This window comes from Tabrizicola piscis (assembly GCF_003940805.1).
GTDB lineage: Bacteria > Pseudomonadota > Alphaproteobacteria > Rhodobacterales > Rhodobacteraceae > Tabrizicola > Tabrizicola piscis.
The window spans coordinates 964,284-988,839 of record NZ_CP034328.1 but is presented as its reverse complement, the minus strand read 5'-3'; the positions used below and the strand labels follow the sequence as shown (position 1 = coordinate 988,839).

The window sequence follows — 24,556 nt, the reverse complement described above, 5'->3', positions numbered from 1 at the left end:
GTCCAACCGGGCCCGTCCGCCTTATGCAAGCCAGGGCGGAAGCGCATGCGTCGCATGGCCGGTCACAGCCGCTTCGGCACAGGCGGACAGGCCGCCGAACCTGACCGCCCGGCCGGAAAGGCCGGGGCCGTAATGGGCGTATTTGCCCGAGTTGGTCATCAGTGCGCGGGTACCGGGGGGAAAGACGGGTTCTGAGATTGAACACCAGCACAGATCGGGCAGGATCTGCACGCCAGAAGCCTCCAGCCGGGCCAAGGTGCCCTCGGCCTTCGCCTCTGCCATGACCGCCCGGCCTGCGGTGACAATCGTCGCAACCAAGGTTGACCGCCCGCCCAGCGCATCGGCCAGCGCGCGACATTCGATCAACGAGGCGTGCGGGCTGCCAATCGCCACCAGTTCCACCGCCTCGGGCCCGTCATTCAAGGTAGTCCAGCCTGCCACCATGTCGGCCTTGGTGATGCGGGCATGATCGGCGTCGGGCGCCACGCAATGCGCTTCGGGGGTGACCCCCTCGACATGCAGCATCGGCGCGGCCGAGGTTGTGCCGAACGCCGCGCAGACCGCCTTCAGGTTCTCGGGCGTGGGTCGGGCGGCGGCCACCCCCCGCAACAGCGGAATCCGGTCGGGTGCGGCCTTGCCAGCCAGCCAGCCGAGAAGCGGCCAGAACGCATCGTCAATGCTGTCCGGCAGGTCAACGTCGATGATCCGCCGCGCCTGCCGCGGGCCGTCCAGATAGACCCCGGCAAGCGGCGCGCGCCCAGTCATGGCGATGCACAGGTCAAGGAAGTCCGGGTGTTTGGCCGTACGCGCGCCCAGAACGGTATTGGCATAGATCACCGCGTTGGATTCCGACCAGGCGATGGCCTCGCCTTCGGAGGGGGCGGTGTCCAGAAGATAGGGCGAGCAGGTGAAGGTGGGCTGGCAACCCATGCGGACATAGGCATCCGCCAGCCGTTGCGCCGGGCCGCCGAACAGCGGCGGCACGCCCTGCGCCCGCCAGTTGGCGTGATCAACGGAAATGGCATTCATCGTGGTCGGGATGCAGACCTTGGCCCCCATGTCAGCCATCTTTTCGGCAAATGTCAGATTGGCGGGGCTGGCATAGATGCAGCCGTCGATATGGCCTTGGGTCACGTCGATCAGCCGGGTGGCCCCTTGATTGGCGGCCATGGCGCACAGGATGCGCATGGCCTGTGCCGTCGCCTCGCCCTGCGTGCCGTCCAGCATGGCGCGGTCCGCGGGCGTCAGGTCAAGCGCTGCCGTGGCGGGGGGCGTGACCGGGATCGTCAGGCCATCCGCGGTGATCTCGGTTTCGGTGATGCGGGCGGTCTCCGCCTGCGCCAGCGCGTCAAAGGCATCCCGGGTCAGGCGCAGGACGGGCAGGGGGCGGCCAAACATCGCCGCCCCGATCATCGCGCCCAAAGTTACCACGTCCTCTGGTTCAGCAAACACAAGGGCGGCGGGCGCGTGCCCGTTCAGCACCATGTCCAAAAGCACGCCCGACCCCGTACAGGACCCGCGCGTGCCCGGCATGACAAGGATGCGCCCGGCAATGCTTTGTCCTGCCAGCGGATGGTGCACGTCGATCACCCGGCCCGTTGCGGGGTCAACCCCGCCCCAGAAGCTGATCGGTTCATTGCAGGCCAGAACCTTGCCCGCAGCCTCGCCCGGCAGGATGGATTGCGCCATTCCGGTCATTTGACGACAAACCCATGCGCAAAGGGATCGCGGTCGTCGATGAAGATGGTGTTGTACCCGGTCATGCGTGCCCAGCCAGCGATTGAGGGGATGATGGCCGGTCGGTCCGCAACGGATGCCGCGGCCTCGACCCGGCCCTTGAAGATCGACCCGATGATGGATTCGTGGTGGAATTCGTCGCCCACCGACAGCCTGCCCTTGGCCACAAGCTGCGCCATGCGCGCCGAAGTCCCCGTGCCGCAGGGGCTACGGTCAATCGCCTTGTCGCCGTAGAACACGGCGTTGCGGGCATGGGCACCGGGAACAGTTGGGCTTCCCGTCCATTGGATATGGCTCAGCCCGTTGATGGCGGGATGTTCGGGGTGAACGAAGTCATACTTCGCGTTCAGTGCCGCGCGCAGCTTTGGAGAAAGCCCGATCAACTCTCCGGCCGTGAAATCGGCCATGTCGCGGAAGTTCCGTTGCGGTTCGACAATGGCGTAGAAGTTGCCGCCATAGGCCACATCCACCACAATCTCGCCCAGCCCCTCGACTTCGGCGGTCAGCCCTTCGGCGTGGAGGTAGGAGGGGACGTTGGTCAGGCGCACTTCCTCGACAAAGCGCCCCTCTTGGCGATAGGCGATGTCGACCTTGCCTGCCGGGGCCTCGATGGACAACCGCCCCGGCGCGCGCGGGGTGATCAGGCCGTTCTCGATGCCCATCGTGATTGTTCCGATGGTGCCGTGCCCGCACATCGGCAGGCAGCCCGATGTTTCGATGAACAGCACCGCCACATCGCAATCCTCCCGCGTTGGCGGATAAAGGATCGAGCCTGACATCATGTCATGCCCGCGCGGTTCGAACATCAGACCCGTGCGGATCCAGTCATAGTCGCGCAGAAAGTGGGCCCGGCGTTCCAGCATGTCCGCTCCCATGAGGCGGGGGCCGCCGCCCGCCACAAGGCGAACGGGATTGCCACAGGTGTGCCCGTCGATGCAGGAAAAAGTATGGGTGGTCATCTGGCCTCGGGGTCGGTGGGGGCGAAAGGGACCTGCGTCCCGTGCTAATGCGTGGCGGAGAGGAACTGCCGCAATTCCGGGTCCTTGGGCGCGTCGAACAGCGCTTCGGGTGCTGCGATCTCGGCCATGACCCCCTTGTGGAAGAACGCCACCCGGTCTGACACTTCACGCGCGAACTTCATCTCATGCGTGACAACGATCATCGTCATCCCTTCGGACGCCAGCATCCGCAGCGTGTCCAGCACTTCGCCCACAAGCTGCGGGTCCAGCGCAGACGTCACCTCGTCAAACAGCATGTAATTCGGCGACATGGCCAGCGCGCGGGCGATTGCCATGCGCTGTTGCTGGCCCCCGGACAGCCGCGAGGGGTAGACCGTCAGCTTGTCGCCAAGGCCCACATGGTTCAACTGACGCTCGGCCTCGGCCTCAGCCTCAGCCTTGGAGCGTTTCAGGACCTTCACCTGCGCCAGCATGACATTCTCCAGCACCGTCAGATGCGGGAAAGCATTCCACTGCTGAAAGACGATCCCGATCTTCTGACGCAGCTTGTTGATGTCGGTTGCCTTGGCATGGACTTCGACACCGTCAACAAGGATACGGCCAGAATCGATGGCCTCCAGACCGTTGATGCAGGTCAGCAGCGTGGACTTCCCTGACCCCGATCCGCCGATCACGGTCAGCACCTCGCCCTTCGCCACCGTCAGGTTGATCCCTTTCAGAACCTCCAGCGGGCCAAAGGATTTGCGGACATTCTCGATCTCAATCATTGGACCACCGTTTTTCCAGATAACCGCCAAAGCGGGCAAGCGGGAAGGAGATGATGAAGTAGAACAGCCCGCAGATCATCAGCAGGAACAGCGGCTCTTGCAGGCGGGTGATCAGGGTCTGCGTGGATTTCAGAAGCTCGACCACTTGCACGATGTAGACCAGCGCCGAATCCTTCATCACCCCAAGCGCCAGACCGATCCACGAGGGCAGGGCCACGCGGGTCGCCAGTGGCAGGACGATGCTGGTCATGTCCTGCCCCCAGGTCATGCCCAGCGACCGCGCCGCCCGGCGCAGCGTCTGCGGGACAGACTCGATCGCGCCCCGCACGATTTCGGCACAATAGGCGGCCGTGTAAAGCGACAGCACCCCGCAGGCCACCGTAAAGCCCGAGATGCGCCAGCCCAGCACGGTCGTGACGAAGGCATTGGCCAGCACCAGCTGGATCAGCAGCGGGATTGACCGGAACACATCCAGGACAAAGGTCATCGGCGCGAACCACCACGCGCCGACCTGATAGCGGATCACCCCAAAGAGGATGCCAAGGATCGTGCCGAAAAACACCGAGATCGCGGTGACGATCAGCGTCATCCCGGCGCCTTTGGCCAGAAAGATCAGGTCATTGGCCGTAAGGGCAGTGTCAAACATCGCGCTGCCCCCTCAATACCGGAACAGCCGGGCCGCAAGCAGCCGGGCCGACAGGGTGATTGCCTTGGTCAGCAGGTAGAAGATCACGGCCGCGATGGCGAACAGCTCGAACGTGCGGAAGGTGCGGGCGTTCAGGTCGCTTGTCACGCCATAAAGGTCAGTGTTCATCGCCACCACCGCGCCAAGCGATGTCATCAGGATCGCCCAGACCATCTGGTTGGTCATCGGCAGGAACGAGATCCGCAGCATCTGCGGCATGACGACATGCTGGAAGGCCTGGATCGGCGTCATGCCCAAGGATCGGGCGGAACGGGTCTGCGTATCGGGGATGGCCTTGAGAGCGCCACGAAAGTTCTCGGTCAGGTAGCCAGCGTTGTTGAAGGCAATCCCGATCAGCAGCGACATGTAGGGTGACAGATGGATGCCGAACCCGCCAAGGCCGAAGTGTACCATGTAGATCTGAAACAGCGCCGGGGTGTTGCGGGCAATCTCCACCCATGTCGTGGTGATGGCGGACAACACTCGGTTGCCGGACAGCCGGAACAGCGTCAGCACCATGGCGATGCTGATCCCGATGACCATGGACAGGACCGCGATCTCGATGGTGACAAGCGCGCCTTCCAGCATCTGCGGAAGCGAGTCGAGCGCCTGATTCCAGCGGAAGTTGTAGTTGAACATGGCCGCCCCCGGTCAGTCTGCACAACAGCAATGCGGGGGGTTGCCCCCCCGCACTCTATCAAGCCAACCAGATCAGCGATAGACGCCGGGGATGGTCAGATCAGCCGGCACACCTTCGCCCACCCACTTCTTGTAAAGTTCGGCGTAGCGGCCGGTGCGGACCTGCTGGTTGATGAACAGGTCCATGTAGTTGATCAGGCCATATTCCTCGCGCAGGGTGATCAGCGCGACATAGTCCGGCACCATCGGGGCCTTGTCGACAATCTTGATGCCCGGGAAGTTGCCCGATGCGACATTGGCCTCGGCCACCTCGACGGTCGACACGGTGGCGTCAAGCTGACCCTGGCTCAGGGCAAGGAACACATCGGCCTGGTTCTGGTAGGGCCGGAATTCACCTTCGCCCCACTCCTTGACCTTGCCTTCCAGCCAGATGGCTTCGTAGGTGCCGGCGGTGGCGCCAACGGTCTTGCCCTTCATGCCCTCCCAATTCGCCATCTCGACACCTTCGTTGGCAACGACGGCGTTTTCAAAGGCGTAGTAGGGGATCGAGAAGCCAACCGTCTTGGCCCGCTCCAGCGTGTCCGAGGTCGAGGCGACGGCAACGTCGACCCGGCCCGACATGAGCGCGGGGATCCGCTCGGGGAAGGTGGTTTCAACGACTTCCGGGGTCACGCCAAGGGCTGCAGCCAAATCGCTGCAGTAGTCGACGTCAAAGCCGATTGGGTTGTTGTCGGCGTCACGCGAACCCATGGGCGGGAAATCCAGCACGACCGCACAGCGCAGCGTGCCCGATGCGATGATATCATCAAGTTTGTCAGCCAGAACTGGCATGGCCGCTGCGGATGCGGCCACAAGGCCAGCGATGAAAATCGACGGTTTCATGTATTCCTCCGTGGGTTGGCGTTTCTTGGTTGGGTCAGAAAAGTATCGGGTCTGCATGCAAACAAAGCAATCTTAAAATACATTCTGTATACAGGGCCGGTGGATCAGGGCCGCAGATTGGGCCTGCGGATCAGGCCCGGTATTTCTGGACAGCGCCGGGCAGCTTGTTCCATTCGGCATACCACGTCTTGAACTGCGCAAACTGCCGTTCGGCCCAGCCACGCTGGCTTGGCGTCAATTCATCTGTCGGGTTGAAGTGCAGCCCGTATTCGGCGTTGCCTTCCAAGACCATCAGGTACTTGTAGAATAGCACCAGATCGCACCCCTCATCCCACGACGCCAGCACTTCCAGCGCCTCGCCCAGTTCGGCTGCGCGGGTGCGGGCTTCCAGATCACCCGCTGCCGCCGCCTTGGCCAGAGCCACGAAATGCAGCGTCTCTTTCGGGATCACGTTGCCGATGCCGGTGATGGTGCCCGCGGCCCCGCATTTGACATAGCCATGATACACCCCGGTATCGACACCGGCCATCAGGATGACACCGTCATCAGCGCTGGTGATGTGTTCGGCGGCATAGGTCATTGCCTTTGCCCCACCGAATTCTTTGAAGCCCACAAGGTTGGGATGCTCGGCCCGCAGGGCGAAGAACAGGTCTGCCTTGGTTTCAAAGCCGTAGTAGGGGCTGTTGTAGATCACCGCCGGCAGCTCTGGCGCAGCGGCAAGCAAAGCCTTGAAGTGGTGGCGTTGTGCCACCGGCGACGCCCCGCGCGACAGAACACGCGGGATCAGCATCAGACCCGCCGCACCCACCTTTGCCGCGTGCGCCGCATGCGCCACGGCGGTCGCGGAGTTCACGGCGCCGGTCCCGACGATCACCGGAAGCCCGGCCTGAACCAACCGCTCGACCCCTTCCATGCGCTGCGCATCGCTCAGGAGCGGCCAGTCGCCCATCGACCCGCAGTAAACCACGGCCGACATGCCCGCCGTCATCAACTCCTCCGCCTTGCGCACAAGGGCGTCGAAATCGGGACGGCGGTCTGCCGTGCAGGGTGTCATCAGCGCGGGAATGACGCCTGTGAAAATCGCGGTATCCATCCAAACCTCCTGCCTGTCCGGGTTCGGCATGGAGTGACCGTGCGGTCCGTCAGCCGAAACTGACGCCACAATATCATTTGTATTTTATTTGTCGACAGGAGAGTCATGGCCGTTACAGGGCGATGTCCTGCCGTTCGTCACGCGCGAAAAGCTTCTGGATCTGGCGCACGATCTGGTCGGCATGGGCGCGGGCGATCCGGTCACACAGGTCCACGTCGCGGGCCGCAATCGCGGCGATCATCGCCTCGTGCTCTTCAACATATTCAATCGGCAGGCGGTCGTCGAAGGAATGGTAGTACAGGCGCAGAATGCGGCGCCCATCATCCAGAAGGCGCTGCGTCAAGGCGGTGTAATAGGGGTTTCGCCCGGCCTCGGCGATTGCCGAATGCAGGTCACGGTTCGTGGCCACCATCGCCAGCGCATCCTGTGCCGCGACCGAAGCCGCATAGCGGGCCTGATGCGCGCGGATCTTTTCCAGATCGGCCGGGCGATGATACTGCGCCGCCAGACGGGTGGTCACCCGGTACATCAGGGTAATCGCATCGTAGAAGGTGTGCAGGTTCAGCACGTCGATGTTCGACACCATCGTGGACCGGTTGGGCAGCGTTTCGATCAGCCCTTCCCCCGCCAGCCGGACCAATGCCTCGCGGATCGGGGTGCGGGACATGCCGAACCGGTCGGCAAGGTGCACTTCGTCAATCGGACTGCCGGGTGGCAGCTTCAGATCCAGGATCTCATCCCGAAGCATCTCGTAGACGACCTTGACGCCCGAACCGCGCTTGCGTTCGGGAAAGGTGGTGACTTCAACCTCGGCCATTGCTCAGGTGTCCTGACGTTTCAGAAAACATGTTGTCGACCGAAAAAATACAACGCCTTCCCAAGCATATCAACTCTGAGATGATCGCCCTGAATCCGGCGCGACAAATGGCGTGAAACGTTGTCCGGGCACAACGAGCCGGACCGGGCGGTGCGGTACCCTTACCCCAAACCAATGGACCGCACAGGAGATTGCCATGATTACCAGACGCGCTGCACTCATGGGGGCTGCGATGGTTGCAGCCTCGCCCTACATCATCAAGACCGCGACTGCCGAAGAGCTGATGGACACCTCCACCGCGGCGCCCGTTGATCTGACACATATGACCCGCCGCAAGGTCAAGCTGGTCGCCCCGCCCTTCGTCCATCCGCATGAACAGGTGGCGACGGTCGAGCCGCAGATCATCGAATTCGAGATGAAGATCATCGAAAAGGAGATGCAGGTGGATGACGATGCCTGGATTCAGGCAATGACCTTCAACGGTTCCGTCCCCGGCCCGCTGATGGTGGTGCATGAAGGGGACTACGTCGAACTGACGCTGTTCAACCCGCCCGAGAACATGATGCAGCACAACATCGACTTTCACGCCGCAACCGGCGCGCTGGGTGGTGGGTCGCTGACACTGGTGAACCCCGGTGAAAAGGCCGTGCTGCGGTTCAAGGCCACGCGACCGGGGGTGTTTGTCTATCACTGTGCGCCCGGGGGGCCGATGATCCCGTGGCATGTGGTGTCGGGCATGTCGGGCGCGATCATGGTTCTTCCGCGTGACGGTCTGAAGGACCATCTGGGCCGGCCGGTGTCCTATGACCGGGTCTACTACATCGGCGAAAGCGACTTCTATATTCCCCGCGGGGAAGATGGCGCGTTCCTGCGCTTTGCCGATGCCGGTGAAGGCTATTCCGACATGCTGGCGGTGATGAACGGCTTGATCCCGTCGCATGTGGTGTTCAACGGCCGGGTCGGCGCGCTGACCGGTGACAAGGCCCTGACGGCCGATCAGGGCGAGACGGTGCTGTTCATCCACAGCCAGGCCAACCGCGACAGCCGACCGCATCTGATCGGCGGCCATGGCGATCTGGTCTGGGAAAGCGGCAAGTTCAACAACCTGCCAGAGCGCGACCTTGAAACATGGTTCATCCGCGGCGGGTCTGCCGGGGCGGCGCTTTATACCTTTCTTCAGCCGGGCGTGTACGCCTATGTCAATCACAACCTGATCGAGGCGGTGAACCTTGGGGCGACCGCGCATGTCATCGTGGGCGGTGACTGGAACAACGACCTGATGGAACAGGTTGTGGCACCTGTCGAATACAACGTGCTGCATGAAGGGCGCACCGCGCTGCCGTGATCCTTTGGATGACCACAGACCGGCGGCCCGGATCTTCGGGCCGCCGTCCTTTTCTGCGACGGGATGCCCCCCATGAAAGCCCTGCCGGTCCTGATCCCGTTTGTCGTGCTTGCCGGGTTGGCCACTTGGCACTTTCCTGTGACAATCCCGTTCCGCATACCGGAAACCGCACTGCCCGAAACCGTGGTGATCGCGGCGGGCACTCAGGCCTACCGCCCCGCGGGTGAGTTCCGGCAAGGCACCCGGATCGTCGATGCTCCACTTCAGCAGGACGCCGCCCCGCGGCTGGAGATCATGAAACATCAGGTCTCGGCACAGGACTATGCCCTCTGCGTCAGGGCCGGGGTCTGTCAGTCGACAGACGTGACCGGGACGGCAAAGGTGGCGCAAACCAATGTCAACTTCACCGATGCGGCTGCCTATGCAGCATGGCTTTCAGACCAGACTGGCAGCCTGTGGCGGCTGCCAACCGATGCCGAATGGTTGCGCGCGGCGGGCGAGCGGGGCTTTGATGACGGGTTTGACGCCGCCGCCAACGGGGCCGACCCGTCCCGCCGCTGGATTGCCAGCTACCAGCGCGAAGTGGCCTTGCGGGGCGAGGCTGACCTGACCCTGCACCCCTTGGGGCATTTTGGCGTGAACGATCTGGGCGTGGCCGATATCGCCGGCAATGTCTGGGAATGGACGCAGACCTGTTTTCAGAACGGCACCCTGACCGCCGATGGCTCTGCCATTGCCACAAGGTCAGACTACTGCGGTGTCCGCGCTGTGCAGGGCAAGCATCGGGCCTTTGTGATCGACTTCATCCGCGACGCCCGGTCAGGCGGTTGCGCGGCAGGGGTCCCGCCGGATTTTCTGGGGTTCCGGCTGGTGCGGGAGGGCGGGGACTAAGCGCCACGGTGTGGCCCGGCAACCTGAACGGTTTCTCAACAGAAAAGCGGCCCCGTTTTCCGGGGCCGCTTTTGGGTCGCCATCTTAAACCTTATTGCACGACTTGCGCGACCAGCGGTTCAAACCGGGTTTTGGCCTTGCCCTTCAACGTGACTGCCGCCACCGCGTCCAGATTGACCGGTGCTCCGGCCTGGATCAGCGCGACCATGCCCATGGTGAAGTGCGGCGTGCACTTGACGCCATACAGACCCTCGGTGGTGATGGTCAGAACATAGTCCTTGCCGAAGTCGCTTTTGAACACCTCCACCCCTGCGGGCAGCATGTCCTTGATCGCCTCGACATTGTGCCCCTTGTCGGTAGCAAGGAAGGTCACGGTGTCACCCACGGCGGCGCTGACAAAGGCCGGCTCGAACACCATCGCTCCTTCTGCCCCCTTGTTCAGCATCTTCACATCGAAGTTTTCTGCTTGGGCAAGGGTGCCAAGTAGCAGGGTTGCCATGCTGGCCATGATCAGTTTCGAAAGCATCGTCTGTCCTTTCCGGGAACGCTAGCGATTGGTCTTGCCCCCATTCTGGTCTAGGCTGCAGCCCGGGTCGTTGTGCTGCCACAACATCGGAGTGACTGTTTGCACAAACTTGACGAAAGCCTGCTGGCCAACCTGCCGCCCTTTCGCAAACTGGCCCGGTCGCAGATCCGCGAGGTTCTGGATGCGGCCCAGTCCATCCGGTTTGATGCCGGCGCTGCGGTGTTCAGCGAAGGCATGCCGGTGGACAGGTTCTACCTGCTGCTTGATGGCCACATCCGCGTTGTGCGCACCACAGCCGGGGGGGACCAGATCATTGTTCTGCATATCGCACCGGGCCAGCTGTTCGGCATTGGCGCAGCACTGGGGCGCACGACCTATCCGGCAACGGCCATGACAGCGGATGACTGCATCGTGCTGGCCTGGCCCAACCATCTGTGGGCAAGCTTCACCGCGCGGCACGATGGCTTCGCGACCGAGACCTACAAGGTGGTCGGCGAACGGGTGGGCGAGATGAACACCCGCCTTGTCGAACTGGCCACCCAGCAGGTTGAACAGCGCATTGCCTGCGCCATCCTGCGGCTGGTCACCCAGATGGGCCGCAAGGTCGAAGGCGGAATCGAGATTGGCGTGCCGATCACCCGGCAGAACCTGTCGGACATGACCGGCACGACCCTGCACACCGTCAGCCGCCTATTGTCAGGCTGGGAACGCGATGGCATCGTGGCGTCAGAGCGGCGCAAGATTACCGTGACCGCCCCGCACCGGCTGGTCGAACTTAGCGGGGTTGGCCCGTAGACCCTGCCTTGCGGTGGTAGTCGGCGGTCGAGGTGGTCAGGATCGCGCCCGACGCATCCACAACCAACCGTAACCGCCGGTTTGCCGAGAAGAAGGTCAGGCGGAACCGGCCTGCATCCTCACCCTCGCCCTTTTCGCACAGGCTGGTGACAGCGCCGCTGCGCAGCTGTTCGCGCAGCACCTCCGGGTCAAGGCGCAAGCCCTTTGCCACAATGCCGGGGTCGATGGTGATGGTGCCGTTTTCAAAGGTGATGGCGGTCACGGGCTGGGTCGCTCCTCACGTGCGGGCGGTTGACGGGGCGGCGTTGGGCTTGCGGCGGGCCGGGTTCGGCCAGGCAAGGATCGGGGCAAAATGCCAGAGGAACAGGATAAAGCCAAACGTCCAGAAGGCAGCTGCAGTCCATAGCCCAGACGCTTCGGGGGACATGGCCCGCACTCCAGCCGCCAGCACCACGGCACCGAATGCCAGCGCCAGCACCAGACCCGCCTCCGTCGGGCGTCCCGTATGGCCAAGCGACGCCCGCATCATCACCGCAAGCGTCATCCCCCCGATGCCGCCGATGCCCAGAAGATGCAATCCGGTGGCGGCTGGCAGGATGCCAAGGGCTGCCAGCCCGATGCCCAGCAGCCCGGCGGCCACAAAGGCAAAGGCGACATGCAGCATCAAAAGCAACGGCTCGCGCCAGACTCGCCACCCACACCACCGCAGAAGGCGCGCAAGCTGCAGCGCCCCTGCAAGCATCAGCCCGACCCCGGCAAGCTGCGTCTGGGGCGCGACCACCCAGCAGGTCAAGGCAAGGGCTGCCAACACCAGACTGCCCGCATCAAACCGCGCGAAGGGCACCGGAAGTGCGCCCGGCCCGCGCTTGGCCAGCCAGTTGCGGGTAAAGCTGGGAAGGATCCGACCCCCGATCAGCAAGATCAGCAGCGCAACGGTCGCAAACCCCAACCTGCGGCCAATATCGGCCTGACCCCTGCTCATTGCTTCAAGATGAAAGATGACATTGGCCACCAGATACAGCAGCACGGGCCCCACGACTTTCAGGTTGCCCCAGTTTCGCCCGGCGATGATCTCGGTCGCGACCATCGCCCCGATCACCGCCATGAAAGCGCAGTCCACCAGCATGACCACGACCGGCCACGGCCCAAGCGCGACTATCACCCGCCCCGCCAGCCACAACACCGACAACGCAACCAGCGGCCAGCCGCGCGTGGGCATCCGCCCGGTCCAGTTCGGGATCGCCGTGAACAGAAATCCGGCGATCACCACCGACGTATAGCCGAACAGGAGTTCATGGATATGCCAGTCGGTCGGCGAAAACGGACCGTTCAGCGTGACAGCGCCCGACCGGATCGCCATCCACAGCGGCACGACAACCACGGCCCAAAGACCGGCCAGCAGGAACAGCGGCCGGAACCCGTAGCTGAACAGCGCAGGGCCGGCGAAGGGCGGGCGAACGGGTCGGTTCATGGCATGGTCTTTCAAAGTTCTGGCCCGGCAAGGGGGCTGTGGTCACTTCGTGCAATCAGTGCGGTGCCCCAGAGCGGCGGCCCGCAACTCGGCGCGAAACTCGGCTTCGTCCAACCCGTATTCCAGACAGGCGTCGATGACCGTGTGAAACGGGGTGATGGGGCAGCCAAAGCACAACATGCGGCGTGACAGGAACACCGCAGCCGTCTGCGGCCACTGGTCAAACAGCAGGTGCAGCGACAGGTCGGGGTCGTCCAATCTTGGCGCGCGCATGGTGGCTCCGCTGCGGCGATTGTGCCGCAGCTTCATCCTGTGCCGCCGCGCCCCCTTGGTCGTTGTGCTGGAACAACGTCCTGCAATGTCAGGCCCCTGCGCTGCCGCGCCCCAACCCCGCGTGGCACCCGTACCGCCGCAAAGTTCCCGGTAGGCTCGGACCTTGGCACCGGCGGAAAGGAGGAGAGCCGTGATGCGACTGCGACCCTGCAGCAGGGGCGCTTAGAGCGGTCAGGGCAGGGGAGGGATCACGGCGGCGGTATCAGGACGATCTTTCCGATGTGGTGCTTGTCCTGAAACACCCGCTGCGCTTGGGCGATCTGGTCAAGCGGAAAGGTGGCCGCCAGCAACGGCCGGATCTCGCCCCTTTCGATGTACGAAATCAGGTTGGGGAAAACCGGGGCATCCCATGCTGTGCAGCCGACCATCGTGATGTCCTTCAGATACATGTCGCGCATATCCAGCTCGACAACCGGCCCTGCGATAGCCCCCGACGACACATAGCGCCCGCCGCGCTTCAGCACCTTCAGCATCGGGCCAAAGCCAGCCCCGCCCACGTTGTCGATCACGACGTCGACGCTTTCAGCCCCAAGGATCGCACCCGGATCGTCGTCGCGACCAAGGACACGCGATGCGCCAAGCGCCGCGATCTGCGCTTGTTTCGATGGGCTGGTGATGGCGATCACCTCGGCCCCCCGGCGCCGCAGAAGCTGCACCAGCGCCGACCCAACGCCCCCCGACGCGCCGGGGACCAGAACCCGGTCGCCACGCCTTACACCGGCGCGATGCACCATGTTCTCGGCGGTGCCATAGGCGCAGGGGATGGTGGCCAGTTCGGCATCGCTCCAGTCGCAGTTTACGGCAAAGGCCTCGCTTTCGGGGACTGTGACATATTGCGCGAAGGCCCCGGCAAAGTCGGTCCCAAGCCAGACGGTATCCATGCTGTCAAACCCTGACTTGCGCATGCAGGACCGGACGAGAACCCGCTGACCGATACGACCATGGTCGCCGCCCGGCCCCACGGACACCACGCGCGCGCAACAGTCGGCACCCTGGATCAGAGGAAACGGAACCGATCCGTTCCAGCCGCCGTCCTGCCGATCGTCCGTAATTGACGTGGCGCCGGTGCCATCCTTCACTGACGCGGCATACCAGCCAAGCCGGGTGTTGATGTCGGTGTTGTTTATCCCCGCAGCGCCGACGGCCAGCAAAACCTCACCCGGACCCGGCACCGGGACAGGGACCTGCCGGTAGTCAAGCCGGTCATAGCCACCAGTACCGGTCGTCACGACGGCCATCATGAAGCCCTGACCCAAGGGCGCCGCGTGCTCCGCAGGGTCGTGCTGCATCCCGTCGCTCCCCTTGGCTGCATGGGGCCAGAGTCTAGGTGGCCTGCGGGCGGTTGTCGACGGCGCGACTGGTCGATATGGGCCTGCCGGGCCCCAGATTTCGTGTTGCGGATAGTGTACCCTGTTGCAGGGGCTAGGCTGGGGTTGGGCGGGCGATGAAAGCCGTCCTCTGGGATCAGCACGTCAAGGCAGCCACGGCCGGTGCAACATTGGAGATGCAGATGAACAAACGTCTGGCGATTGCGCTTGGTGCCTTTGTGGTCTGGATCGTGATTACCGTCTTTGTCGGCAAACTTTTCACCGCGGGCGACGTCAGCTTGCAAGAGATGATCTCCCGGGGCATCGGCTGGACATGGTTCCTTGCCGGGGCGTTCATCCTGTCGGTCTGTCTTTGGCAAGGCTGGAACGATGTCGGGCTTGACCGTGGCTTCGGCTTGCGTGACGGGCGCCTCGCCTGGCTGCCGATGGTGTACATTCTTGGGGCGCTGGCCTTTGCTGTCGTCCTTGGCCTGCCGCCCGCGACGATCCTGTTCTTCGTGCTGATCAACTGCCTTTTCGTCGGGTTTTCCGAGGAACTGATGCTGCGCGGCGCGGTCTTGCAGGCGTTTCGGCACAGCGTTTCGATCTGGCCTGCGGTGTTGCTGACCTCGGTCGTCTTTGGTGCCATGCACAGCATGAATGTCTTTGTCACCGGCGATCTGAAGGCGGCGCTGATCCAGTCTACGGCCGCGTTCCTGTCCGGGCTGATGTTCATTGCGCTGCGGCTGCGGTCAGGGTCGCTCTGGCTGCCGATCGCTGTCCATGCCCTTTGGGACTTCGCCACCTTTACCTTGAGCGGCGCGACCCACAACATGTCCCATGGCAACCTGCCCAGCGAAGCGGCCACGGTTCCTGACCCATCGGGGCTTATGCAGCTGATACCGGTCCTTCTGGTGCTGCCGAACGGGATTTACGGACTATGGCTGATGCGGAATATCGGCCAGACCCACGTGCATCCGGAAGCCTGATCTGCCGCTTGCCACCGGATCAGTCAGCCCCGGCAAACTGCCGGGCCAGTTTGAACGGCCCGCTTCCCAGGCTGGGTGGCAGGTGGTCATGTGGCAGGGCTTCTTCAAAGTCGGGGGCCGGGTAGGCGGAAACAGTGACCGTGCCGTCATCGCCGATCTCGATCCAGGTGACGGTCTGCGGGCTGGTCTCCCCCTGGCCGATCAGCTTGCGCGGCCCGTTGCCAAGCGCGCCTTGCGCGACGAACAGGATACCGCCCGCCGTGCCGCTGTAGAAGGCATGCTGGTGGCCGGACAGCCAAAGGTCGACGCCCGCAGCCTTGGCCAGATCGAACAGGGCAGGGTCGGCCAGCACATCGCCCTCTCGGCCCTGGCTGATCGGCATCAGCGGGAGATGGCCGTAAAGGACCACACTGTCATGGCGCGGGCCTTCGTCGGCAAGGATGCGGCGGAGCCAGTCCATGTCGGCTTCGGCAAGGGGGCCGGACCTTGTGGCATCCATGCCGACCAGCAGCACGCCGCGCAGGGATACGGCACTCCGAAATGGCCAGTCCTTGATGTCGATCGCGGTCAGGTCGGGCACCCGGCCGGACCATGCGGCTGCAAACGCCACACGCTCAGCCTCGAACCCGGGATAGGCCGAGGCATCATGGTTGCCCGGTGTGACCAGCAGCGGCAGGCCCGCTTGCGCAAGGGGGTCGCTGACGGCGGCGTGAAAGCTGGCCCACATCGCGGCCAGTTCACCTTCCGTCAGCTTCGGGCTGCCGCGCTGTCCGGCGACCATGTCGCCGGTGCTGATCACCAGATCCGGGCGGCGGGCGATGATCGCGGCCACGCCACCCGTGACCGCGGCACCATAGTCGGTAGACCCATAACTGCCGTTCAGGTCCGAGATGACGGCAATCTTCAGCGGCTCTGCCTGTCCCGGGCCGGCCAGCCACAGCAGCAGCAGCAGGGCCAGCCTCACGGTGCCCCGCAATCTACCGGTTCTGGGGTGGCGGTGCCGGTCAAGAGGAAGGCCTCCGGGTCAAGGTCGAACTGGATCACGCCCGCCTGACACTGCATTCGCAAGGTGGCGGCGGCAAGCAGGGTGTTCTTGACCAGTTGCGCAAATTGCCGATCCGACAACCCGAACGAGGTCTTCAGGTAGGCATGGAGCGGCCCTTCGGCCTTCAGGTCCGCCTCCAGCGCCATCAGCTGCCGCCACGTCGCCGCGGGGAAGTGGTGGATGTCATCCAGCATGCCGGTGGATTTGGCGAAGTTGGCATATTCCACGCGCCCGCCAGCATCATTGTCGTTCAGGTGGGTGCGTTTGATGCGCACCGCACCAGCGGGCAGCGGCTCAGTCTCGTCCCCGTGCGCCACGGCCTTGCGCGACTTAACCGCGCCGTTTTCGACCCAGTACCAGTGTTCCACATAGTCGATGTTTCCGACCCGGTCCTGCTGGCTGAGAATGAAGTCCAGGAGCACGATCTGAGTCAGGTCGGCCATCCAGAAGACGATCTGGCGCGGGTCGGTATTGTCGCCCATGTCGCGCTTGATCTGCGGGTCTTTCAGGGCTTCGGCCATACCCTCGGCAACAGCTTCGGCCAGGGGTTTCTGCGACCGCAGTGCAAGGAACGGCGCCGTGGCCTGAAAGTCATAGTTCTGCCCCTCGCCCCAGCCCGAGGCACGGGTGCCGTTGAATTCGGAATTGTACCGGCTGCCGGTGCTGCGCAGCATCACGCCGTAAAGGGCGCTGCGGTCCGCTGTGAAAAGATCATCGGTGGGTGTGTAGGCCCCGGGCTTGTCATCAGCCGCGACAAGAACCTGCCAGCCAGAACGGTTCATGTCTGACGAATGGCTGTGGCCCGAGATGGCGACGCCTGGGCGGGCGACTTCGGAAAGGTGCATCCCGCGGTCCATGCTGCGCCAGACGGCGGGCGGAACGCCGATCTCGGCCCCAAGAAACCGCGACAGATGGTAGTAAAGCAGGGGTGAGGCCGAGAAGGTTCCAGACGTGCCCTTGGCGTTCATCGTGGGCTTGAATTTCGCCAACTCACCCGCGCCAAGCCCTTTGGCATCCTTGCCTTCGGGGCAGGCGCGGGTCTCGAATGCCGCGCGGTCGCCCGCATAGGGACCATCCGAGATGTCATGGACGATCATGCCCGGGCTTGTGCTCCACGTCTTGGGGCAAAGGGCAACCGTGGGTACGTAAAGGTCGATCGCGCAGAACGCTTCTTCGCGGGCCAGATCGTCGCTGGAATAGGCCGCGCCCGGCATCGGGGCGATGCGCACGCAGCGCTCGACCACGCCGTTTGGGCTGGTGAACAGGGTTTCAAGCCCGATCACACTGTCATTGGCCTGCGACGCAGTGGCCATCAGACAGGTGAGGACGGCAGAACGGAGCATCGCGGGCCTCGCCTACTTCGGGCAGATCGCAGCCATTTCGGCGGCGGTCAGCGTCAGGGATGGATTGAAGTCGAAGGTGTCGAAGTGGTGGTCGATCCACGCATCGCAGCCATCCGAGCATTCGGCCCCGTTGCGCGCCTCGTTCCAGTAGGCCTTGGCGCGGTCCTCGCTCCAGCCGCAGAACTGCACCAGTGCCATCGCGGAAATCGCGCCCGAGGAATGGACGCCCCACATGCAATGCACGACCAACGGGCCGCGACCGGGGGTTTTGATGATGTCGTGAAGCTCTTGCATCACATCGGCAGGGCGGGTCGATTTGCCGGGGGCATAGCTCATCTTGCCGCTGTCACAGCTTGTGCTGCGATAGTCGGTGTTCTTGCCGAAATCGATATAGCGGGCGCTGGAAAAACCCGCCTTGCACAGTGCCTTGCGCTGGGCGTCAGACAGACCCGTGCGCCCCTTGTCGCCGCCACTGAACCCGGCGCGGTAAAGGACGCCGGACAGGACAGGGCGGAAGAAGGCCATCCCCTCGGCGGGCGAGTGCCCGCGCCCGACCAGTTCTGACTGACTGGGGCCACCATCGCGCGCGGTATAGCCTTCGGCATGGGCCAGGGACATGCTGCACAACAAGAAAAGGCCTGACAGAAGCGCCCAAAGCCCGGCTGACTGCATGGGTCTTTCTCCGATTGACGTTCGTTGCTTAGTCATCAGCAAAGAGCGCGCGCCACAGGACGGCACCAAGCGCGGCCCCGGCCAAGGGGGCGATCCAGAACAGCCAAAGCTGTGCAAGGGCCGGCCCATCGGCAAAAAGCGCCACCCCGGTGGACCGCGCCGGATTGACCGAGGTGTTGGTCACCGGGATCGAGACAAGGTGGATCAGCGTCAGGCACAGCCCGATGGCGATGGGGGCAAAGCCTGCGGGTACGCCTTTTGCCGTGGCCCCAAGGATCACGATCAGGAAGAAGGCGGTCAGCACGACTTCGATCACCAGCGCCGAGGTCAGGTTGAACCCACCCGGCGAGGCCGCGCCGTAGCCGTTCGACGCAAATCCGCCCACGCCGGCAAAATCCGCCTTGCCCGAGACGATGACATACAGGACCACTGCAGCCGCCACTGCGCCGACCACCTGCGCAACCCAGTAGGGGATCAGATTGCGCATCTCGAACCGGCCGGCCAGCGCCAGACCGAGGCTGACCGCCGGGTTGAAGTGTCCGCCCGAGATGCCGCCGACGGCATAGGCCATGGTCAGGACCGTCAGGCCAAAGGCCAGCGAGACGCCGAGCAGGCCGATCCCCACATCCGGAAAGGCCGCGGCAAGGACGGCGCTGCCGCATCCGCCAAATACCAGCCAGAAGGTGCCGAAGGCTTCGGCAGCAAGAGGTCGCAACATAGGGTTTTCCTTGATTTCGGGTGCTGCCTGTTGGGTTCGAAGGCGCCCCGCTGGGCGCCCTCGGGTTGGTCGAGGTGGCGCGCTACAGTCGACCGCCGCGGGCCGAGATCACCTCGCCGCTGTCGCGCATGGTACAGACCATGTGCTCATGCCCGACTGCAGCCTCGATTTCCCATTCGTGCTTGCCGGGGGATCGGGATTTGATGATGTGCACATGGTGGGAACTGACGTCGAAGTTGGTGGCCACCAGATCGGTGCAGCCCCTGATCGCCATCGGCGGCGCCCGGTCGCTTGCCGCAGTCCGACGATGGGCGACGCTGTTTTCACGTTCCGCATTGCCCGCCTGCCAGCCTTCGGCACAGTCGCGGGAGCTTTCCGTGTAATCGTAGCCATGCAATCCGTCGCGGTAGCAGGTCTCGAAGTCGGCGGCGTGGCTGCCGCTGGCAGGCTCGTACCCTCCCCTGTAGTGGTGCTTGTTGTGAAGGACCGCCGCAAGGCCGAGCAGTGCCGCCGCCGCCGCCACCTTTTCGTCATGGCTCATCTCGGCCGCAGCCGGGGCCGCGGACAGGTGAAGACAGGTCGCGGCTGCTCCGAGCCACATGATTGCGTGTTTCATCTTCAGGCCTCCCATGTTGATCGATTTCCTGCGTGGACACGGGCAATGCCCGCCGACCTGCCGGAAAGCCTATGGGAGCGTTGGGATGGCCACTATCCGCTATGCGAAATGGGTCGTTACGCGAAACGGGTCTTTCGCATCGCAATGTCAGGCCACGTTGCCTTGTGGGTGAAACCCCAAGTCGAACGCAGGCAATAGCGCGCCTTGACTTGGCTGATGCCAGATACATCTGAAATTTAATGATTGCGATTTTCGCATGCTGCGCTGAACCTGTCGTTCTGATTGCTCATTGCTTCGGGCGGCAGGGATTTTTGGCGCAGCTGTCCGGTTTGCGAAATGCGGGGCCACAGCATTTGCGGACTGCTCGCAGGAAGTCTCGACCGGAGGGTGGGTTTGGTTGGTGGTGTGACTTCGTTTCCAACTTCTTATGCGGCGCTCCGGTGGTGACAGGTTTTTCGCAAACGGGTTGATACAGCGTGATTTTCGACACTCCCACCAACTACCGGGTGCAGCGTGCGACGACTGCGCAAAGCGATGTCGCGCGGCGATCAATCATGTTTACCGAAAGTCTCCGGCTTGCAATCCATGGCCGGAATGGAGCGATCACAACCGAATTGCTGACGATCGGCACAAGTGGTCTGACCATTGGTCGCGTGGTGTCAACCGGACACGAAATCGAGTTGCGCGAAGCAGACAACATCACCTTTCTGCTGCCTCGCGCTGGTCGGCTGGATATTCATGTCAGCTCCAAGAACTATGCGGTCTATTCTGGGCGGTTGACGGCATTCCGGCCGACCGACCGTCGCACCAGATCAGTGGCCGATCCGATTGCAAATTTTCACGCGGCAACCCTTCAGGTCCCGATGGCGCGGATGCGTGACTTGGCTTTGGCCGCCGATACAACGACTGATCGCGCCTTTCCACAGGATGGTGTCGCCTTTCAGGGCGAGGTTGGGCTGTTTCTGACCCGCAGCCTTCCGCAGCTTGCCGACACATTGTTCCTGCGCCCCTCGCTGGCCATACCGCCACGCGCAATCGAGGCAATCGTCTACCTGATCGACGACCAGCTTTGCGAACTGATCGAAATGCAGGCCGTCCATGCTTCGTCACGACGCATTCTTCCGGCCCTACACCGCGTTCGGCAAGCTGAAGACCTGATGCATGCCCAAAGCGATGACCCGGTGTCGATCATGGAAATCGCGCAGGCGCTGGGTGTCAGCCTTCGCAGCCTGCAACTCGCCTTCAATGAGGTTTATGGCGGCCTGAGCCCGCGCGACTATTTGACCCGCATTCGGCTGGACAAGGCGCGAAAGCGGCTTTTGTCGGCGAATGGCGACGGTCAGGTGACCACGATCGCGCTGGAAAGCGGCTTCTTTCACCTCAGCCGGTTTGCCCAAGCTTATGCGCGGACTTTTGGCGAGCGGCCAAGCGAAACCTTGGCTCGTCGCCGCGTCTGATCCCGGTGATCTGGCGACAAAATCCGCTCCGGATTCAGTCGATGCCTATTCCGCAGGGCACGGCCAATGCGCGGGGGCAGTCAGACCGGCGGGCAGAATGGTTGCCGCATCGCCGCAGGCAAGATCGAGTTGGGTCTGTTCCAGACCGACAACCCCTGACAAATCCACAGCTTCAAATCGTGTCCGCAGCAGGAAGGCACCCGCAAGATTTGCCCCATCCATCTTCGCCCCGGTAAAGTCAGTGCGCGGCAGGATTGCGTCGTGGAGATTGGCGCCCGACATCTGCGCATCGCTGAAGTCGTTGCGATAGAAATCGCCACTGTTCAGGTCGGCATCCGTGAGATCAGCCCCGACGAAGCTGACACGCAAAAACTCGGCCTTGACGAACCGCGCGCCCTGCAACTTTGCCTCGCTGAAATCCGACCGGCTGGCCAGTGACTTTTCAAAGTTCGCCCCGGTCAGATCGGCCCCGGCGAACGAGGTTCGCACCAGTTCGCTGCGCTGCATGTTTGACCCGGCAAGCAAGGCGCCTTTGAACCCGGTGCCTGACAGAAACGCCCCTTCGAAGTTGCTTGCTGTCAGGTCGGTGCCGTTCAGAATAAGCCGCTCTTTCAAGCAGCCGGTCCAATCCACCGCCGGACCTGGATAGTCACCGCACCCCGCATGGGCTGGCTGCGGGACCACAAGCACCGTTAGCACGATGGCCAATGACAGCCCGACCCATCCGAAAGACTTGTTTGCAGTATTGCCCATGACATTTCCTTTGGCAGGTATGAAACTCTACCACCCGGCCGTTGCATCTCGCCAGCCTCTCGCAGCGAGATGCCTGAAAGTTGTTCCTGGAAACACCAACGCTATCGCCCAGTTCAGTCTTCAGCCGGTTCGAAGACCTCAAGCGAACCGATGCCCTTCAGGTCGTGAATTCCGCGGCTGACAAACCGGAGGCTTGGCGCCAAGGAACGTGCCGCTGGTCCGACGCAGATCGTGGAACCAAGCCGGGCGTTCAATGCTTCCAGACGGGCGGCAGTGTTGATCGCTGTCCCATAGGCCGTGTAATCGCGCCGCGTGTCGCCCCCGACATCGCCGACAATCACTTCACCGGTCTCGATCCCGATGCGGGTGCGCCCAAGGCCAAGGGAGTGGGGAATGGGGCGCATCCGAAACTCTTCGGTGAATTTCTGGATCTGCTGTGCGGCCTCGATGGCGCGCACCGCGTGGTCGGCCAGATCGTTCGGCGCGTTGAACATGGCGTTCACGGCATCGCCGACGTACTTGTCGATCGTTCCGCCGGCAGCGGTGATGATCGCACTGACGCCCTGAAAATAGTCCTGAAGCAGGGCCACCACATCTTCCGGGCGTTGTGCGAGGGCCATGGCGGTAAATCCCTCAAGATCGGTGAAAAGGAATGTCACTGTGCGGCGTTCGCCTTCCACGCGCGACACACCGGGTTTGCTGACAATGCGATCCACAATCTCGGGCGCCAGACGCTGGCGGAATTGCGCGACGACCGCAGCGGCCCGGCGTCTGGCGACAACCGCCAAGGTGGTGGCCGAGATGACTGTCGCTGACATCAGGGCGATCGCGGGCGAAGCAGGGTCAACCAACAAGGACGCGCCGTGCAGCACGGCAAGACACCCGGCGACCCACAGCCCGGCCGCTATGCCGGCTGTTCCCAACGATCTGCCGGGTGCCAAACGCCAACCGAGAAATACGCCTAGGATTGCCATCAGCGACCGTGCCGCCGCCTCGACGACAGGCGCTGTATCTGGCCGCAGGGGCACTGTGCCTGCCATCATCGCGGTGACTGCATCCGCCGTGATCTGAACGCCCGGCGTGACCGGATTTGCCGCCGTTGGGCGCAATGTCCCCAGTTCAGGGGCCGTAGCGCCGACAAGCACGATCGCACCGTCGAAGGTTCCCGGCCCCACAGCGCCGGCCAGAATGTCACCGGCAGAAACGGTACGGCCTGCCCAGTCTTCCGGGCCGGACGGCCTGAACCGCAGGGAGCCTTCGGTTGGAAGGCCAAGGCTTATGCTGCCGATCTCCAGCCGTGCTGCGGTTTGCGTCAACTGGCTGCGCCCCGTGAGGATGAAGCCGGCGGCGCCTTCTGCCACACGGACCGCCTCGGCAGCCAGCCCCGGGTAGATGTCACTGCCAACCGTCACGAAAAGCGGCACGTCGCGCACCGTGCCGACGCTGTCGCCCGCCAAGGATCCGATGCCGATGCCCGCAGCCTGCTTGGCGAAGGGTTCAAACGGCCAAAGTGCGCCCCCGGCGCTCCAAGGCCGAAGCGCAGCAGGCTGGCCCGCAAACAGGACCGGGGGAGGGGGTTTGGGCGCGGTCTCGGCCGGTACGTCATTCAGCAATGCTGCAAGCACCACCGGGCTTGACGCGATTGCTGAGCCAAGTGCCGCATTCGCGTCGACCCCTGCGTCTGTGCGGCCGGGACCGCTCAGCAGGATGTCCAGCACGATCACCCGCGGTCGGTCTGCCCCGATCCGCGCGATCAGGTCGGCCATGCGGTTGCGCGGCCAAGGCCACGGGCCAAGCGCCGCAAGGGCCTTGGTGTCAATCGCCACAACGCGGATGTCACCCGCTGGCGGGACGGGTGTCGTGCCAAGCATCCAGTCGAAGGCCGTTTCGCGCAGTTTGCTGCCACCCGTGAAAAGGGCCGCCAGCACTGCAATGACAGCCACAACCAGACAGGTCAGGACGGCCTTTGGTGGCGATTTAGTTCCAGTCATGCGCAGGGGCGCGTCGTACTGCGCAAAGCGCAGGTGCGCGACGACAGGACCGGGGATTTTGCCGATGCGGCCACAAGGCTGCACACCTTATCACGGCAGTCATCCCAGAACGCTTTCGAACGCCTCGGCAATGCGGGGCGGTTGCCAGCGGACGACCTCGGACGGCGGCGCGCCCGGAGCAGCGATGTCGACACCATCGCCAGCGCCAAGCGTGACTTGTTGGCCGCCCGCGGTGACGCTGACACTGCCATGATCCACGAAAACGGCAAAGACGCCGCGGTTTGGGCCCGCGAAGAACCTGGTCCCTCGCAACCCGATCTGCGCGAAGGTGGAAAGCACCTGGAAATCAATCTCGGGCTCTTCGGCCCCTCGCTCGAACACGATTGCCCCGGCTTCCAACGTCAACTCACCGGTGGCTTCGGTCACAAAGCGGTCAAGGATCAGGAAGGCTTCCGGTCCCATGTGAACAACCGCGCCAAGATCAAGCGCCAAGGACGCGCGTGACGCAGCTTCGGTCCAGACCTTGTCGCCCATCTGCAAGCTTTCACTGGCGCGCAGGGGACGGACGGGCGTGTCGCCGGCAAAGCCATTTCCCGAAACAGCAGTGACATGTCCAACCGCGCGTTCGGCAAATGCCGGGCCCGCAAGGCCGATCAATCCCGCGCTGCCCGCCATCCCAATGGCACGGCGACGACTGATGAAATTGCATTGTCCTTCAAAACAGG

The 24,556-nt window shown here is 63.4% G+C and carries 26 protein-coding genes; 5 read left to right on the top strand and 21 right to left on the bottom strand.

The genetic code is table 11. The annotated features are described in order from the left end of the window. Positions 1–21: 21 nt before the first annotated feature. From lhpI to EI545_RS04740, 8 genes are all read right to left on the bottom strand, one after another. The gene (gene lhpI, locus EI545_RS04775) at positions 22–1,698 is read right to left on the bottom strand and encodes a cis-3-hydroxy-L-proline dehydratase (RefSeq protein WP_125324414.1); all 1,677 of its coding nucleotides are present in this window, start codon (positions 1,696–1,698) and stop codon (positions 22–24) included. Further along, positions 1,695–2,696, bottom strand: coding sequence for a 4-hydroxyproline epimerase (locus tag EI545_RS04770; protein WP_125324413.1), 1,002 nt, complete (start codon positions 2,694–2,696; stop codon positions 1,695–1,697). The genes lhpI and EI545_RS04770 overlap by 4 nt, the downstream gene beginning before the upstream one ends. A 44-nt stretch (positions 2,697–2,740) precedes the next feature. Further along, positions 2,741–3,463, bottom strand: coding sequence for an amino acid ABC transporter ATP-binding protein (locus EI545_RS04765; protein WP_125324412.1), 723 nt, complete (start codon positions 3,461–3,463; stop codon positions 2,741–2,743). Next, the gene (locus EI545_RS04760; protein ID WP_125324411.1) at positions 3,456–4,109 is read right to left on the bottom strand and encodes an amino acid ABC transporter permease; all 654 of its coding nucleotides are present in this window, start codon (positions 4,107–4,109) and stop codon (positions 3,456–3,458) included. Before EI545_RS04760 ends, EI545_RS04765 begins: the two co-directional genes overlap by 8 nt. A 12-nt stretch (positions 4,110–4,121) precedes the next feature. After that, a complete protein-coding gene (locus EI545_RS04755; protein WP_125324410.1) occupies positions 4,122–4,787 on the bottom strand; it encodes an amino acid ABC transporter permease in 666 nt (221 codons plus the stop codon). Between the two features lie 72 nt (positions 4,788–4,859). Continuing rightward, complete coding sequence (locus EI545_RS04750; protein WP_125324409.1) at positions 4,860–5,669, bottom strand: transporter substrate-binding domain-containing protein; 810 nt, start codon at positions 5,667–5,669, stop codon at positions 4,860–4,862. Between the two features lie 130 nt (positions 5,670–5,799). Beyond that, positions 5,800–6,762, bottom strand: coding sequence for a dihydrodipicolinate synthase family protein (locus EI545_RS04745; protein ID WP_125324408.1), 963 nt, complete (start codon positions 6,760–6,762; stop codon positions 5,800–5,802). Between the two features lie 112 nt (positions 6,763–6,874). Beyond that, on the bottom strand, positions 6,875–7,579 hold the full coding sequence (locus EI545_RS04740) for a GntR family transcriptional regulator (protein WP_125324407.1): 705 nt from the start codon (positions 7,577–7,579) through the stop codon (positions 6,875–6,877). A 196-nt stretch (positions 7,580–7,775) separates the two neighbouring features. Between EI545_RS04740 and nirK the strand changes: the two genes are divergently transcribed. Continuing rightward, positions 7,776–8,924, top strand: coding sequence for a copper-containing nitrite reductase (nirK, locus tag EI545_RS04735; RefSeq protein ID WP_125324406.1), 1,149 nt, complete (start codon positions 7,776–7,778; stop codon positions 8,922–8,924). A gap of 72 nt (positions 8,925–8,996) precedes the next feature. Then, positions 8,997–9,815 (top strand): SUMF1/EgtB/PvdO family nonheme iron enzyme, encoded by an 819-nt coding sequence (locus EI545_RS04730; protein WP_125324405.1) that lies wholly within the window; start codon positions 8,997–8,999, stop codon positions 9,813–9,815. A gap of 91 nt (positions 9,816–9,906) precedes the next feature. On the opposite strand, the gene EI545_RS04725 is transcribed toward EI545_RS04730, so the two are convergent. After that, positions 9,907–10,341 carry a pseudoazurin gene (locus EI545_RS04725; protein WP_125324404.1) on the bottom strand — a complete coding sequence of 145 codons (435 nt, stop codon included), beginning with the start codon at positions 10,339–10,341 and terminating at the stop codon, positions 9,907–9,909. Between the two features lie 99 nt (positions 10,342–10,440). On the opposite strand from EI545_RS04725, the gene EI545_RS04720 reads away from it, so the two are divergent. Further along, positions 10,441–11,136 carry a Crp/Fnr family transcriptional regulator gene (locus tag EI545_RS04720; RefSeq protein WP_125324403.1) on the top strand — a complete coding sequence of 232 codons (696 nt, stop codon included), beginning with the start codon at positions 10,441–10,443 and terminating at the stop codon, positions 11,134–11,136. Here the strand turns inward: EI545_RS04720 and EI545_RS04715 are convergent. The 4 genes from EI545_RS04715 to EI545_RS04700 form a co-directional block, all read right to left on the bottom strand. Then, complete coding sequence (locus EI545_RS04715) at positions 11,117–11,398, bottom strand: DUF6522 family protein (RefSeq protein ID WP_125324402.1); 282 nt, start codon at positions 11,396–11,398, stop codon at positions 11,117–11,119. The genes EI545_RS04720 and EI545_RS04715 overlap by 20 nt on opposite strands. Before the next feature lie 15 nt (positions 11,399–11,413). Further along, on the bottom strand, positions 11,414–12,607 hold the full coding sequence (locus tag EI545_RS04710; protein WP_125324401.1) for an NnrS family protein: 1,194 nt from the start codon (positions 12,605–12,607) through the stop codon (positions 11,414–11,416). 42 nt (positions 12,608–12,649) lie between these two features. Continuing rightward, positions 12,650–12,880: a DUF1858 domain-containing protein gene (locus EI545_RS04705; RefSeq protein WP_125324400.1), complete on the bottom strand. Its 231-nt coding sequence runs from the start codon at positions 12,878–12,880 to the stop codon at positions 12,650–12,652. 248 nt (positions 12,881–13,128) lie between these two features. After that, positions 13,129–14,229: an alcohol dehydrogenase family protein gene (locus EI545_RS04700; RefSeq protein ID WP_216842492.1), complete on the bottom strand. Its 1,101-nt coding sequence runs from the start codon at positions 14,227–14,229 to the stop codon at positions 13,129–13,131. 221 nt (positions 14,230–14,450) lie between these two features. On the opposite strand from EI545_RS04700, the gene EI545_RS04695 reads away from it, so the two are divergent. After that, positions 14,451–15,236, top strand: a complete 786-nt coding sequence (locus tag EI545_RS04695) for a CPBP family intramembrane glutamic endopeptidase (protein WP_164517212.1) — start codon at positions 14,451–14,453, stop codon at positions 15,234–15,236. A gap of 19 nt (positions 15,237–15,255) precedes the next feature. On the opposite strand, the gene EI545_RS04690 is transcribed toward EI545_RS04695, so the two are convergent. From EI545_RS04690 to EI545_RS04670, 5 genes are all read right to left on the bottom strand, one after another. Next, entirely contained in the window at positions 15,256–16,212 is a 957-nt protein-coding gene (locus EI545_RS04690) for a metallophosphoesterase family protein (RefSeq protein WP_125324398.1), read from the bottom strand. Next, positions 16,197–17,624 (bottom strand): hypothetical protein, encoded by a 1,428-nt coding sequence (locus EI545_RS04685; protein WP_125324397.1) that lies wholly within the window; start codon positions 17,622–17,624, stop codon positions 16,197–16,199. The genes EI545_RS04690 and EI545_RS04685 overlap by 16 nt, the downstream gene beginning before the upstream one ends. A gap of 12 nt (positions 17,625–17,636) precedes the next feature. Further along, entirely contained in the window at positions 17,637–18,242 is a 606-nt protein-coding gene (locus EI545_RS04680) for a hypothetical protein (protein WP_125324396.1), read from the bottom strand. Between the two features lie 82 nt (positions 18,243–18,324). Next, on the bottom strand, positions 18,325–19,014 hold the full coding sequence (gene aqpZ / locus EI545_RS04675; protein ID WP_125324395.1) for an aquaporin Z: 690 nt from the start codon (positions 19,012–19,014) through the stop codon (positions 18,325–18,327). 82 nt (positions 19,015–19,096) lie between these two features. Continuing rightward, positions 19,097–19,630, bottom strand: a complete 534-nt coding sequence (locus tag EI545_RS04670; protein WP_125324394.1) for a hypothetical protein — start codon at positions 19,628–19,630, stop codon at positions 19,097–19,099. Between the two features lie 554 nt (positions 19,631–20,184). Between EI545_RS04670 and EI545_RS04665 the strand changes: the two genes are divergently transcribed. Further along, a complete protein-coding gene (locus tag EI545_RS04665; RefSeq protein WP_125324393.1) occupies positions 20,185–21,087 on the top strand; it encodes an AraC family transcriptional regulator in 903 nt (300 codons plus the stop codon). 45 nt (positions 21,088–21,132) lie between these two features. Here the strand turns inward: EI545_RS04665 and EI545_RS04660 are convergent, their stop codons facing one another. The 3 genes from EI545_RS04660 to EI545_RS04650 all read right to left on the bottom strand — a co-directional run bounded on the left by EI545_RS04660 (position 21,133) and on the right by EI545_RS04650 (position 24,506). Beyond that, the gene (locus EI545_RS04660) at positions 21,133–21,840 is read right to left on the bottom strand and encodes a pentapeptide repeat-containing protein (RefSeq protein WP_125324392.1); all 708 of its coding nucleotides are present in this window, start codon (positions 21,838–21,840) and stop codon (positions 21,133–21,135) included. Between the two features lie 113 nt (positions 21,841–21,953). Further along, the gene (locus EI545_RS04655; protein WP_125324391.1) at positions 21,954–23,831 is read right to left on the bottom strand and encodes a CHASE2 domain-containing protein; all 1,878 of its coding nucleotides are present in this window, start codon (positions 23,829–23,831) and stop codon (positions 21,954–21,956) included. A gap of 99 nt (positions 23,832–23,930) precedes the next feature. Next, entirely contained in the window at positions 23,931–24,506 is a 576-nt protein-coding gene (locus EI545_RS04650) for a FecR domain-containing protein (RefSeq protein WP_125324390.1), read from the bottom strand. Positions 24,507–24,556 lie beyond the last annotated feature (50 nt).